At 45.3% G+C, this 12,789-nt stretch carries 15 protein-coding genes, 1 tRNA gene, 1 rRNA gene, 1 pseudogene and 2 other annotated features; of the genes and pseudogenes, 7 read left to right on the top strand and 11 right to left on the bottom strand.

Annotated features, from left to right (window positions below; translation table 11 throughout):
- Positions 1 to 112: 112 nt before the first annotated feature.
- The 7 genes and pseudogenes from DESPODRAFT_RS18900 to DESPODRAFT_RS17715 form a co-directional block, all read right to left on the bottom strand.
- A complete protein-coding gene (locus DESPODRAFT_RS18900; RefSeq protein WP_004075518.1) occupies positions 113 to 1,621 on the bottom strand; it encodes a HAMP domain-containing protein in 1,509 nt (502 codons plus the stop codon).
- A gap of 326 nt (positions 1,622 to 1,947) precedes the next feature.
- Entirely contained in the window at positions 1,948 to 2,907 is a 960-nt protein-coding gene (locus tag DESPODRAFT_RS17735) for a hypothetical protein (RefSeq protein ID WP_245531939.1), read from the bottom strand.
- A 36-nt stretch (positions 2,908 to 2,943) separates the two neighbouring features.
- Positions 2,944 to 3,216, bottom strand: a pseudogene (locus DESPODRAFT_RS21930) (transposase); the annotation flags it as partial.
- 490 nt (positions 3,217 to 3,706) lie between these two features.
- Positions 3,707 to 4,153 (bottom strand): thioredoxin TrxC, encoded by a 447-nt coding sequence (trxC, locus tag DESPODRAFT_RS17730; RefSeq protein ID WP_004075516.1) that lies wholly within the window; start codon positions 4,151 to 4,153, stop codon positions 3,707 to 3,709.
- Positions 4,154 to 4,228: 75 nt separating this feature from the next.
- Positions 4,229 to 4,957, bottom strand: coding sequence for a Rossmann-like domain-containing protein (locus DESPODRAFT_RS17725; protein ID WP_004075514.1), 729 nt, complete (start codon positions 4,955 to 4,957; stop codon positions 4,229 to 4,231).
- 22 nt (positions 4,958 to 4,979) lie between these two features.
- Positions 4,980 to 5,681 carry a thiamine phosphate synthase gene (locus tag DESPODRAFT_RS17720; protein ID WP_004075512.1) on the bottom strand — a complete coding sequence of 234 codons (702 nt, stop codon included), beginning with the start codon at positions 5,679 to 5,681 and terminating at the stop codon, positions 4,980 to 4,982.
- On the bottom strand, positions 5,665 to 5,982 hold the full coding sequence (locus tag DESPODRAFT_RS17715; RefSeq protein WP_004075509.1) for an MTH1187 family thiamine-binding protein: 318 nt from the start codon (positions 5,980 to 5,982) through the stop codon (positions 5,665 to 5,667). The genes DESPODRAFT_RS17720 and DESPODRAFT_RS17715 overlap by 17 nt, the downstream gene beginning before the upstream one ends.
- A 369-nt stretch (positions 5,983 to 6,351) precedes the next feature.
- On the opposite strand from DESPODRAFT_RS17715, the gene DESPODRAFT_RS20715 reads away from it, so the two are divergent.
- From DESPODRAFT_RS20715 to DESPODRAFT_RS17690, 6 genes are all read left to right on the top strand, one after another.
- On the top strand, positions 6,352 to 6,960 hold the full coding sequence (locus DESPODRAFT_RS20715) for an AlbA family DNA-binding domain-containing protein (RefSeq protein ID WP_216594026.1): 609 nt from the start codon (positions 6,352 to 6,354) through the stop codon (positions 6,958 to 6,960).
- On the top strand, positions 6,920 to 7,327 hold the full coding sequence (locus DESPODRAFT_RS20710) for an ATP-binding protein (protein ID WP_216594025.1): 408 nt from the start codon (positions 6,920 to 6,922) through the stop codon (positions 7,325 to 7,327). Before DESPODRAFT_RS20715 ends, DESPODRAFT_RS20710 begins: the two co-directional genes overlap by 41 nt.
- 142 nt (positions 7,328 to 7,469) lie before the next feature.
- A complete protein-coding gene (locus DESPODRAFT_RS17705; protein ID WP_004075507.1) occupies positions 7,470 to 8,327 on the top strand; it encodes an EVE domain-containing protein in 858 nt (285 codons plus the stop codon).
- Positions 8,328 to 8,330: 3 nt separating this feature from the next.
- Positions 8,331 to 8,744, top strand: coding sequence for a 5-methylcytosine restriction system specificity protein McrC (locus DESPODRAFT_RS17700; RefSeq protein ID WP_040016084.1), 414 nt, complete (start codon positions 8,331 to 8,333; stop codon positions 8,742 to 8,744).
- Positions 8,745 to 8,796: 52 nt separating this feature from the next.
- A complete protein-coding gene (locus DESPODRAFT_RS17695; RefSeq protein ID WP_371905028.1) occupies positions 8,797 to 9,354 on the top strand; it encodes a 5-methylcytosine restriction system specificity protein McrC in 558 nt (185 codons plus the stop codon).
- A 61-nt stretch (positions 9,355 to 9,415) separates the two neighbouring features.
- The gene (locus DESPODRAFT_RS17690; RefSeq protein WP_040016082.1) at positions 9,416 to 9,739 is read left to right on the top strand and encodes a helicase-related protein; all 324 of its coding nucleotides are present in this window, start codon (positions 9,416 to 9,418) and stop codon (positions 9,737 to 9,739) included.
- Positions 9,740 to 9,756: 17 nt separating this feature from the next.
- Here DESPODRAFT_RS17690 and thiM read toward each other — a convergent pair whose 3' ends face one another.
- Positions 9,757 to 10,593 (bottom strand): hydroxyethylthiazole kinase, encoded by an 837-nt coding sequence (thiM, locus tag DESPODRAFT_RS17685; protein ID WP_004075505.1) that lies wholly within the window; start codon positions 10,591 to 10,593, stop codon positions 9,757 to 9,759.
- A gap of 203 nt (positions 10,594 to 10,796) precedes the next feature.
- Here thiM and DESPODRAFT_RS17680 point away from each other — a divergent pair, with 203 nt between their 5' ends.
- On the top strand, positions 10,797 to 11,138 hold the full coding sequence (locus DESPODRAFT_RS17680; RefSeq protein ID WP_004075503.1) for a helix-turn-helix domain-containing protein: 342 nt from the start codon (positions 10,797 to 10,799) through the stop codon (positions 11,136 to 11,138).
- Between the two features lie 79 nt (positions 11,139 to 11,217).
- Here the strand turns inward: DESPODRAFT_RS17680 and DESPODRAFT_RS17675 are convergent, their stop codons facing one another.
- The 3 genes from DESPODRAFT_RS17675 to rrf form a co-directional block, all read right to left on the bottom strand.
- Complete coding sequence (locus tag DESPODRAFT_RS17675; protein WP_004075500.1) at positions 11,218 to 11,631, bottom strand: hypothetical protein; 414 nt, start codon at positions 11,629 to 11,631, stop codon at positions 11,218 to 11,220.
- Between the two features lie 207 nt (positions 11,632 to 11,838).
- Positions 11,839 to 11,915 (bottom strand) — tRNA-Ile (locus DESPODRAFT_RS17670).
- 168 nt (positions 11,916 to 12,083) lie between these two features.
- A 5S ribosomal RNA gene (gene rrf, locus DESPODRAFT_RS17665) occupies positions 12,084 to 12,200 on the bottom strand.
- Between the two features lie 148 nt (positions 12,201 to 12,348).
- Positions 12,349 to 12,608: a sequence feature (23S ribosomal RNA rRNA prediction is too short), on the bottom strand.
- 21 nt (positions 12,609 to 12,629) lie between these two features.
- Positions 12,630 to 12,789, bottom strand: a sequence feature (23S ribosomal RNA rRNA prediction is too short).

The raw sequence follows: 12,789 nt of genomic DNA, 5'->3' as shown, positions 1-12,789 counted from the left end.
GCAGGAGGGATCTTTTAAAGGGGGGCAAAATCCCCAAAGATAGAAGCGCCAGTCCTTAGTAAACTTTTCAGGACAATAGCGACAGGTCATAGACATAGTCAACACAAGCAACTTACTCATAATCGTTCTTTTTTTTCATTTCAATATACCAATCCTCATTGCCATAAAGCTTATCTGAACATTCAGAACACATACCATGACTGAATGATGCATCAGAGTGTTGCTCAATATATGCCTCTAATGTGTTCCAGTAACCTTTATCATCTCGAATTTTTTTACACTGGGCGCAGATTGGAAGGAGCCCACTCAAAGTTTTAACTTCTTTTAATGCTTTCTGGAGCTCAGAGATAAGTTTTTCTTTCTCAGCTTCCGCAAGCTTTAATAACCTATTGTCCTCATCCAGTTCAATAGATTTCTGTCGAAATATTTCTACCGCTTTGGCCATTTCCCCTATCTCATTATCCTCTTTTAAAAAAGGCACATCCAAACCTAGCTGCTTTTTTGAAAACTTCCGTAGAATAGATGTTAAACGTCCAATCGGTGAAATGACCTTTGAGTTGATATAAAACATAATCAAAAAAACGACTAACAATGAACCAGCACTGCTAACACCCTGAAAGATCATTTGTCTCCGGTTTTCATTGAGATTGTTAGCAGCATAAGATTTTGTTTCTAAAACGATAACATCCATAAAATGTGAAATTTCTTTAAGAGCGTTCACGCCGTGACTCAGAAATTCCGCCTGGGAGTATGGATAGGGTCCGCCTACTTTAGCAAGAGGAAGTATTTCATTTCTATATGCCAGGTAATTGGAAAAATAACTCTGTTTTAATTGATTAAGCGCATTTGGAATATCAGGTTTTGAAAAGCCCTGGCATATAGCCGCTATGTTCTTAAAATGTTGAAGAGTATTGATGTGAAGCTTTTCTATCTTTTCAATTAATTCCGCTTTAATCGGTTTTTGTGAAAGTATGGTCGCAGAAAGGATCGACATTTCTGGACCAGCTGTATTTCTTAAAGCTAATACTTCATGTTTTAGCGAAGAGTATCGACTTATGACTCCATCCGCATCACTGATATCTATCGAAATGGTCACAAGAAGTGCTTCAATGCTCTCGATGTATTTGGTCATTGCAGCAAACCAAATTGTCGCAAGGCCCTGCTTTCTGAGGCTTTGAGGCACCACCAAGTCTTTATTCGTTTTTTGTCTCAGCTCATTGATTTGGTCTTGTATTTTTTTTACTTGACGAATCTTTTTCTCTGAACCTGGAAGATCTATCTCTGAAAGGCTTTTGAGAGCTTTTGATAAGGAACCATCACCTTCATTACGACGTTTTATAATAAATTTCCTGTTAGCCTCCATTTTTTCAACAGGACCTGAATCATTGAGAACAACGTTAACCCGTCCCCTCTCAAAACCATAATTTCCGACCGCTATAAAAAGATAATCACTAACATCGTTAAGAAATGATACTCGTTTTGCACTCTGTAAGCCTTCAAGAGATCTATATAAACCCGGAAAAGAAGAAAATAGATATAAAACAATAATTGCCACCAAGGAGGTAAAAATAATAGTTTTTATTTGCCTTGAATCAGAATTGTTGTTTTTTTCGCAACCCATGCTTTTGTTGCTCGCAGTTTTTTTATTATTAATTTAAATGATTTGAACCCTGTACGAGAACCACGCTTTACCAGTAGTACTGTAATATATAAATTTATCTAAAAAGGCAATAATCTGCCAAAGACTTAGTAGTATCTGCTGATTTTCTCCTATATGAAGAAGATAGCCTTGACCCCCTTTTAAGACCTTCATTAAAAAATCATGGTAAAAAAAGACTTGTTAGGGGTTTAGAGCGTTTTTTAAGGCAATTTCATCATATTTTAGCCGCAATCCACCCATCTCGATGAACTGCAGGTAGTCAGATCGCTGAATAAGGGTGATCTAAATCAGCCCAGTAAGCCGAGTCTCATCAGGCTTTCTTCACTGATTTTTTCATCATTATAGAGCTGAAGAAATTTTTTCAGGTTATACGCGGTCTGACATAAAAGAGACCAAATACGGTTTCCATCGCTTCCCTGATAAAGGCTGCAGCCAAAACCGCGAATATTTTTTGAAATTGCGATAAAGCCTTCCGTTGCAGAACGGGCTTTTTGACAAAAGTCCCGCTTCTCTTTGCCAACATCCTGGCTTTTGCCAAGAAAGATGTGTGGACAGCCTTTGGGGATTACCTGATTTAACCGGCTGCGGTAACCTTGATCCCCGATAGCATGTTCAGGAACACCTTTCATTCTTTTTTCAAACAATTGAGCTGTCCCGGGCCATAGGGTTTTATCATTAGGCTTTCCGATAAAATTTTCCATTGTAATCATAAAACCCTGTCGGTTGAACGAAAGTTGAAGTGTACTTCCAAATTCACAGCTTGGATGTTTTTTGCCTTTTTTAATCGGGCGGGAGTCCGGTTCATCAAAGGAGACAATCCGATTTGGAATATGTCTTTCGCCCCCAAGTTTTAGTGCATTCTGATCTTGGAATAACATCAGGAGAGCCAAAAGCTGCTGAGCTTTTTTTCTGTCTTGATCAGGACCCTCAAGGCTTTTCACTATTGTTTTAAACTTCCGCAATCCAGCGGAAAATATCAAGAGAGCATCGAAAAATAAATCTTCAATTTCAGTCTTTTTTCGATTCAAATTATATTCGCGCCGTAGCTGCCTGAGCTCCTTCCTGTCCCACCAGATAGGAATATAATACTGTCGAGCAAACTGCTCCATTTTTCTAAAGGCTTTGAAAATCAATCCGACATCTGTTGGATAAATGATGTTATCGGGCAGTACAGTGGAATCAATCAACATGCTGTCTGTATCAATTACTTTGGCAACTCTCAATATATTAAAAATGATTGATTCCACGGTCTCTATCCCCTTAATATCAAAACGTTTTCGCAATTTGCTCAGGTTGCTGTGATGCATGAATGTGAATAAATTTTCATCTGGGACATTGCAAAAATATTGAATATACCGATTTTCTTTGATCTGGCTAACAATCGCCCGATCACTGAGCAACCGGAGCTTTGCGGCAATAAAAACAGCTATAATTGTTCGGATTGGAGTTCCTGTCCGTCCCGTTTTGTCACTATAATAGTGTACCAGTTTGTCTGTAATTTTTTGCCAAGGGATAATCTTACGTAAAATAACGAATGTGTTGGTTGGATCATGAATATTGTCTTTTATCCATTCTTCACTGAGAGCCTCAGAGTTTTTTTTCTATCATTTTCAATCCTTAAGTTACAGCTTATTAACATAAGACCATTTTTTCAAATTTTTGTACAATAGAAGTAGGGTGACATTCAATAGCTTCTATAAAGCCAACAAAATAGAAAATCAGCAGATACTTAGTAAACCAGAACCCAACAATCATGGTATAAAAGCGGACTACAAACGATTTCATCAATGTGAGAAATGGCAGAATTAAGGCTCGGTACTCTTGTTTCAGAAATGACATACCTTTTTATTGAGTTTCAAAAAACAGGATCTTATTAACTCATAGCCCGGTGAAATTTGTGGAACATGATTTCCCGGCCTGAATTATTCCGAGCCGCCACAGCTACTCAAATCGGGTGTAAATGGGGATAAAAGATAGCAATCATACCCGGATTTGAAGGATAATATAAAATTTCATCTGCACTCCTAAATTCAGGCAGGCGTTGAATCAGATAAATGATTTTATCCGGACATCCAAAGCCTCTTTGGACAAGGCCCCGGTGACCTGATCAACCAGGTTGCCGTTTTTCACGAAAAGCATGGTGGGAATGCTTTGGATGCGATATTTTGAGCCGGTCCCAGGATTTTCGTCCACATTGACCTTGGCTATTTTAAGCCGCCCCTTGTAAGTCTTTGCCAGCCCATCCAGAATGGGGCCCACAGCCCGGCAGGGACCGCACCAGGGCGCCCAGCAGTCCACCAGCACCGGAAGGGATGACTGCATGACCTCCCGGTCAAAGTTGGCATCCGTAACGTTCACAGGGGCATCAAAAATCTCAAGGCGCAACGTTGTCCCGCACTTACCGCACTTGGGATTTTCCGAAACCCTGTTTTCAGGTACCCGGTTTTTTGCCCCGCATTTCGTACACCGAATAATCAATTGGTTCTCACCCATATTTTTTATCCTTCTTTCTTGATGGTTTCATCCAGTAAAAAACTGTGGGCATCAGACCGATCATGGCAGATGGCCTCAGTGTCCGCAATGGCAATAGCTTGAAAGCCCCAAAATTTTGGCCGGGGCACTGATGGTCACACCGAAAAACACGGCAGGTTTTCCGCAGTTCAGAAAATGGGTAATGGTGCCGTTCACAATGGTGGAGCCGGTGGCAAATATCATGTCGCACCAGTCAAGCCCATCCCTGAAATATTCCCCTGATTCTATGCGCACACCGAACTTTTCGGTACCCACGTTGTCCGGGTCAAGATCCAGGACCCGCACCGTGTTCTGTTTGACAAGATATTCCAGAAATCTTGGCTGAAGCCCGACCAGAAGAATCTTTTTCCCTGAAAACTGCGGCTGCTCAATCAGGTTTTCGGCGCACGCCACCGGTTCCTTATCCTTGCAATGTATTGTTTTTTCACAAAGCTGCAAGGATCTGTAAACCGCATTAAGACCTGCAATAAAAATTGCCCGCTCATTGGTTTTTGTATGGTCCGTTTCAAGCAATCCCTCCACGGATAAAGAGATATCCGTGTACTCGTCCGTGAACGACTGGCCGGAAGCCCGGTTAAATGTTGCTGCCATCATCACCTCTTTGCCTTTGACAATGGGGTAGTCATCATGCTCCGGGGTGCCGATGGCTTCTTCTACAGACAATGGTTTGCATTTGATGTCAATTCTTTTATCTGCCAGATCGTGGCGAACAATTTCTGATTTTAAAGCCTCTTTTAGTTGAATGTAAATGTCGTTGATGGTCATTTTATTTCCTTTATGCGTTACGTTACCGCTTATGGCTGTTCCAGGTTTTAACCAGGTTTGCGGCTTCATGCCCCGGATCATCTGCCTCAGATATCGCAGATACAACGAAAAAGCCGGCAACGCCTGTCCGCGCAAGAGACGGTATGTCAGCAAGTTTGACGCCGCCGCCAACCACCACGGGAATTGAACTAAGCCGGGAAAGGGTTGTAATCTCTTCAATGCTCCTTGTAATTCTTTTTCCGTCCACATCAAGCCCGCTGTCCGGCTTGGTCGTTGTTTCATGGACAGGGCCTGCGCCAAAATAGTCAATCAGGCTGACATCGGCATTTTTTATGTATTCGAACAGTTCATGGGTCCTGGCGGACAAACCGACAACGGCATCAGGACCCAAATATTCCCGGCAGACGTCCACGGGGATATCTGTTTGGCCCACATGGATGCCGTCAACCTTTATGCCTTGTTTTTTTGCCGCCAGAACCACGTCAAGGCGGTCATTCACCAACAGGGTCACAATATCGGATTTTCCGGTTTTCGCAATCACCTCGGACGCCTGGCCGGTCAATTCGATTAATTGCCTGGCAGAAGCTGTTTTTGACCGGATCTGCACGCATGTAAAACCTGCGTCCACCGCATCCCGGATAATGGGCGCAACAGGACGGCCTTTGGTATTCTCCGGCCCCACCACAAAATATGCTGAAATATCCAGTTTATTCCTTATGCCCATCCGGCCCTCCCAAAAGCGTGTTCACTTTATCCACTTTGGCCGTCATCATGTTTGTATATCCAGGCCGTATATCCGCTTTCAGAACAAGGCCCGTGCGGATCCCTTTTTCGGCAAGTACGAATGCGGCCTCTTTTACAACCTTCATTACCTCATCCCACGGGCCTTCGATCTCCGTGAACATCGAATTCGTCCGATTTTTAAGGCCTGATTCCCTGATGACTTTTATGACTTGTGCAACCTCCCCGCTAAGTTCATCCCCTGTTCCGCTGGGTGATATGGCAACTGCAACCAATGTATTCATATATTAAATCTCCTCAATGTCAATTGTTCCTCCCGCTGATATATTATCCAAATCAAGTTCAATATCATCAAATACCAGCTTTAAACCAGAAAAACTACAAAATCAAGATTCCATAATAATTTCAACATGATCAAATTTTATGACGCGAATTCAGGATCTTCATAAGAAATTAAACAGGTCCATCCGACACAAGCCCATCCATCTCAAACAATAAAGCTCAATGGGCTTGTGCTGATTCTTTCAGATCTATTGAACACCCGGTTTCATTTTTTAGATGTTTGATGGTGATAACTACTTAATAAAAGTCATTGCGGACCGTAACAGGGAAAACCGCTGACTTTTTCGAGCTTGCCAAGGATTGCGTCTGCTTTGCCAATGCCCGGCGGCAGAATCCTGATCGGTATTGAAGATGGGAAATCCTTTCCGCCACCGGGCCAGGTTATCCCCCCGACCCTGCCGGAGAATGTAAGAAAACGTATCAGCGAACTGACCGTCAACGTGATTATTTCCCTGGCGGTGTGTACCAGCGAGAACGGCGGTCAATATCTGGAGGTGCATATCCCAAGATCCCATGCCCCGGCATCCACAACCGACGGCCGCTATTACATGCGGATTTCCGATGACTGCAAGCCCCTTGTGGGAAGCGATATCCAGCGCCTTCTGGATGAACGCAGTGCCCAGCCCTGGGAAACCCTGACCACCCTGGGGGTTCCGGTGGAGCGGGTGGACCCTGCCAAGCTGGCAGCCTTTTCTTCGGGCATCCGTGCATCCGACCGGGTTAAACCCTCTGTCAAGGAGAAGGATGACAGGGAGCTTTTGACCCATTACATGCTGGCGGTGAATGGCCTTTTGACAAATCTTGGTATCCTTTGTGTGGGCGGGCAGCAGGATCGGGCCATGCTCGGTACGGGTCCTGTTATCCAATTTCTCAAAGGGGGTGACCCCCCGCAATATCCTGCACACAACGGTACGCCGTAATGAACAGATGGCCAGGGTTTTCCATGATCTTAAACTCATGGAGCGTGAGGGCAGCGGTTATGACCGGATGTACGAGGTGCTCCTTTCCCAGGCAACCCGGTATTTTGTGGACCCGGTCCTGCTGCAAAAACTGGAATTCCCTAAGTCAACAACACTGAGCCTGATTGAGCCCCACAGGTTAAAGGCGCTCATTCTGGAAGATCTCCAGCGCTACCCTGAATCCGCCATCAGCGATATCCATTCCCGCATCGCCCCGGAACTGGACCGCCATCGGATTAAGCTTGCCCTGGAGGCGCTTTATGAGGAGGGTGCCGTTCATTACCACGGAGAGAAGCGCTGGCGTCGTTACGCTCTTGGCAGTGAATGATTCTATCAGACAAAAACAGCCGAATACAGAAGTGTTGTGTGATAGGAAACAAGGCGTTTTTTTATAATATGCTGAAAATTAAAAAGTTTCCATCAAACACCGCTATCAGATTCATTTAATAGCATAACAAAGAGATGAAAAGATGAGCAGATATTGTCCGGATCGTAACATAAAGCCGATGATAAACGCGGCAGAACACTGGCGGCAGCATGGTTTGCTGGATGATGGCTGGGCTCTGCCAAAATGGTTGGAGCAGATCCCTGAGTGTGATTCCCGGCAGTTTCGCCACATGATGCTTTTTCTGCTTTTCCCCGATACGTTTGAACGGATTTTCGGGGGGAGGGACCGGCGCAGGATTATTTCATCGTTTACCGGTAAATCCGATGCGCAGATCAATAACCTGTCTGCCCTGGAGATTGACAGTGCCCTGACAGAGGTCAGAAAACAGCAGGAAGAAATATACGGCATGACGGACATTGATTTCTACGTGCCGCCGCTCAGGGATATTTGGGGAACTGCCAGAAACATGGCGTGGTTGCTTGTCTGGAATCCGGACAACTGGCCCTGGGAGAACCTGCCCGCAGACCGGGCCGCGACCCATGAAGGAAAAACGGTGACTCTAAGGTTTACCTGTGCCAATCGTAACGCCGGCGTGGGCGACAAGGCGTATCTCTTGAGAACGGCGGTAGATCCAAAAGGAATCGTGGCCACCGGGAATATTGTAACAGCGCCGTATGAAGACGCACACGATGATGAACAAAAAGCTGCCAAAGGTGAAACCGCCTGGTATGTTGAGGTTGCCTTCACCCGAATACAAGATCCGTTGCCAGGTGATTCATATCTGACCAGGAAAGATCTGAACAAAATAACAATAGAGCAGCAAAACTGGTCCCCACAGTCATCCGGGATTGAAATCAAGCCCCGCACGGCCGGGATTTTAAAAAAACATTGGGAGAACGTTGTTGAGTCCGGCATTAAAAAATGCGCCCAGACTGTTTAACAAGTGGAAGTTATAACTCTTATCGAACATGAAAGCCTGCCCATCATTGCACAAAGGTCGTATGGCCAGAAAGCAATAACAGCAGAGCAGGCAAAAGCCTTAGAGAAGATTGAACGCCAGCTTCCGCCACAGGCCTATTCCTGGGGGCACCGTTCAATAAAATTCGCCCAATACTGTGGGGTGATCTCTTTAGGCCCGTTGTCTGTAGAAATTTTGCCGAAAATCTACGGGAGAGAAACCGATCCGGGAGCGTGTCGGAAAGCGTTAATTAAAATGCTGATCCGAGCCCGGCAGCTCAAAGCGCAACGCGGTGGAACGGCAAATATAGCTTTACAGAAACACGCCCTGTTAGATGTTTTTATCCTTAACTTCTGTGATCAGCTGCATGCCGAACTTATGCAGGGCATGATTCGCTGATCACAACTGACAGAACTTTTAATGCGTTTTGATGCCGTCAGTGATGTAAAAGATCATTGACAGCCTCAGCTTTAACCGCGCCACTTTTTGGTACGAACAAATTATCATGCAGTGCCGATGGTTTATCCAGGGGTTGCACCCGGATGTCCTAATTGGAGACAACGCCTGTCTGAGCCTGCTTTTTGACATGAACAAACTTTTTGAGTCCTATGTGGCAAATATCTTCCGAAAGCTTGCATGGACCCAGGGGCTGCGCCTCAGAGAACAAGGCCCCCAAAAGTATATGGTCTGCCGTGTTGACAGTAATGAGCAATTATTCCTCATGAAACCGGATATGGTTTTTCTGGACAACAGCAACCATTTTGAATCTATAGCAGATGCAAAATGGAAACTGCTCGATGACCGGGAAAAGAAAATGGGTATCTACCAGGCAGACCTTTACCAGATGGCCGGCTACGCCACGCGCTACAAAGTGACCCGTTTGGCCTTAATTTATCCGAAACAGCAGTGGCTGCTAAAACCCGTGGTACTTCAACTTCAAGGCTCCCTGTCAACACTACAAATTATTCCTGTTGACGTGACTGGTGAAGAGAAACAAGAAATTTTTTAAACGAGATCCGAAATTTCATAACCAGCGGCGAGGACTACGAATAAAAACCTTTCTTTTTTAGATGAATAAGCCCTCCAGACTATCCCTGTTTTTGATCAGTCTCAAAGCCGGGGGCATGGGGTTGAACCTGACAGCAGCGGATTATCTGATCCATCTGGACCCATGGTGGAATCCGGCGGTGGAGGATCAGACATTGGACCGTGCCCATTGTATTGGTCAGCGCAGGCCTGTGACCATTTATCGCTTGATAACCCGGGGAACGGTGGAAGAAAAAATTGTGCAGATGCATCGCCGGAAACGAAAACTTGCGGACAGGCTGCTCACGGGGAGCAACTTAAGCGGGAAAATGTCTGCCGAAGAACTTCTGGCTTTAATCCAAAATTAGCTTTTAAGGAACGGGTCTTAAATTTCCTCAATGTCAAACGGGTTGTCTGCAATTTCCCTTGGTTTTGCCTTATATAATTCGTCAAGAAAGTGAACTTGAAAACTTGCCGGACCATCTGCCTTTTCAGCGGCGCGGCAACCGGCCAGATTATAGACCGCCGTGCCTGTCAATGCTGCGATGAACCCGGAGGCCGCCGTTGCATAAACGGCCATGACGCCGCCTAAAGAACAGCCTGATCCGGTAATTTTTTCCATAAAGTGTGACCCGCCATGGGAAACGGCGATAACCGAACCATCAGTAATTAAATCCTGTTTGCCCGATACGGCCACAGCCCCGCCTGTCCATCCGGCCAGGGCCACAGCCGCAACTTTGGCTGCGCTTACCGAATCCTGGGAGTCCACACCCCGGACATTGGATGTTTTTGTGCCGCCGGCCAGCCCCCATAACCCGGCCAGGGCAATAATTTCAGAGGCATTCCCACGGATGATAGCGGGTTTATAGGGTTTAAATGTCTGCAACAGCCGGGTGCGAAGATCACCGATGCCGATGGCGACAGGATCCAGAACCCATGGTTTCCCAGTGTTGTGCAGAATTTCTGCCATGCCGGGTAAAGTCTTTTCATATACCGGTGTCAGGGTCCCCACGTTTATGTATGCGGCACCGCCGGCCTGGGCCAGGAACTGGGCTTCATCCGGCAGATAGACCATGGCTGCCGAACCACCCACGGCAAGTTGGGCATTGGCGACAAAATTGATGGTCACCGAGTTGGTAACGGACCCTGCCATGGGATTGGTCTGCCTTACGGTCTCAACGGCATGAATTATTCCGGTTTGAATGTCTCTTTTAAGACTCATTTGTAATTACCCCTTACGCTGATATTATTCAAATCACGTTCAATATTCTCAAATACCAACTTTAAACCAGAAAAAGTACAAAATCAAAAGGTCGGCGCCATTTGTTTTTCTTAATCCCAAAATCAAGACCCCTTAATAACCCCCTGTGTCAGGATAGATGTCGCCTCACTTGAAAAATAACAGTGGGGCATTGAGGTGATGATATGGGACATTCTATCCAAATCAAAGAAGCTGTGTTACAAAAGGTACTCTCGGGGAACAAAACCCATGATGAGATATCAAAAGAATTTGGGATTGGGCGGTCAACTATTGGCAAATGGTTAAGAGAATACAGAAAAGGCGGTAACATCAACTTGACATCAAAAGAAAAACGTCCCAGAGACTGGACTTCGGAAGAGCGCGTCTCAGCCCTGCTGGCTACGGGATCTATGTCTTCCGAGGAGAGCGCATCTTGGTGTCGTAAAAACGGGATTTTTATCCATCATCTGAAACAGTGGAGGCAAGATGCTGTTTCGGGAATGGCAACTGATTTCAAGAGGCAATAAAATCACGTGATGCAAAAACCTAACCGGACATCACTGGGTTCTACTGCAAGCATAATTTTCATATGCGGGGTGATTTGAATCATGATCGCCTCATCCAGAAAGATTTACCCAACTCAAGCAGGTCAAAATCGGTCTTGCCTTTGAAGCACAGCCTCATTTTTGCACCGTTCCCATCTTCCATTTCCACCACGCATTCCGATACTGACGAGCAGGCTGATGAAAAATCAAACGCCATCAATGCCGCAACGGGATCATTGAGGGAAGATGAATGTTTTCCGATTTTGTTTTCCACACGTTTCTTTAAATCCGTATAGCTCAGAGAAAGTGTGGTGGAAATGTTGCCGATGCTGAACTTGGGGTAAAGTGCAATTGCCTGTTTCCACAAATCCTGGGAAATACGGCTTCCTTTGGTTTTGGTCTTCCGCCAGGCTTCAAATGCTGATTTTACCTTATTTAAATCGGATGATACCCCTGTTATGTTTTTTGGGTCCATGTTGCCTCCTTTACAAGATTAAAATTTGGAGGCAATTTTATCTATTTTAAAAATTTAATTCACGCATGCTTGCCGAAAGGACACGATGAAAAGAGGATAGTATTCCCAAGTTGAAAAAAACGATCTTCAAAAAGTATATTGATGGGAAGTTAAAAACCCGGGAGTGATGGACAGTATTCTGGAATAGTGAAAAATTCTATGTGAAGATGGTGGGCCTGGGTGGATTTAAACCACCGACCTCACGCTTATCAGGCGTGCGCTCTAACCAACTGAGCTACAGGCCCCCCTTTTAAGAATAATTTTTACCTCATCTGCGACGTTAAAGGACACTTGCAATAGGATAAAGCGCGTCCTGAGCCTTTCATCTGAGGCTAAAAAGCTTCATGAGAAAAGGAATTCACAAAAAAAGCCCTGACCATTTGCAATAAATAATCAAGGCTTTTTTAAAAAAGAACCGGCGGCGTTCTACTCTCCCACACAGTCTCCCATGCAGTACCATCGACGCTAAAGAGCTTAACTTCCGTGTTCGAGATGGGTACGGGTGTGGCCTCTTCGCCATCGCCACCGGTTACACTGGTCGGACCTGGAACTTCAGATTGTTTCACATGAAACGTCCCATGGGTCCTAATATGTAATCTGTTGCAGTAAAAATCAAGCTTGCTATATTGCTCTATCAAAGAGTCTAAATTTATTCGTGGAAAAAAGTGGCTAAGCCTCACGACCTATTAGTACTGGTAAGCTCAACATGTTGCCATGCTTACACACCCAGCCTATCAACCTTGTAGTCTTCAAGGGGTCTTCAGTCATAAAGATGGGATATCTAATCTTGAAGTTGGCTTCCCGCTTAGATGCTTTCAGCGGTTATCCTTACCCAACTTGGCTACCCAGCAATGCCGCTGGCGCGACAACTGGAACACCATTGGTTGGTCCAATCCGGTCCTCTCGTACTAGGATCAGATCTCCTCAAATATCCTGCGCCCACGAAAGATAGGGGACCAAAACTGTCTCACGACGTTTTAAACCCAGCTCACGTACCACTTTAATTGGCGAACAGCCAAACCCTTGGGACCTGCTCCAGCCCCAGGATGTGATGAGCCGACATCGAGGTGCCAAACCGCCCCGTCGATGTGAACTCTTGGGGGCGATAAGCCTGTTATC

Source organism: Desulfobacter postgatei 2ac9, assembly GCF_000233695.2.
GTDB lineage: Bacteria > Desulfobacterota > Desulfobacteria > Desulfobacterales > Desulfobacteraceae > Desulfobacter > Desulfobacter postgatei.
Note: the sequence above shows the minus strand (reverse complement) of the source record. Positions and strands in the feature narration are given on the sequence as shown.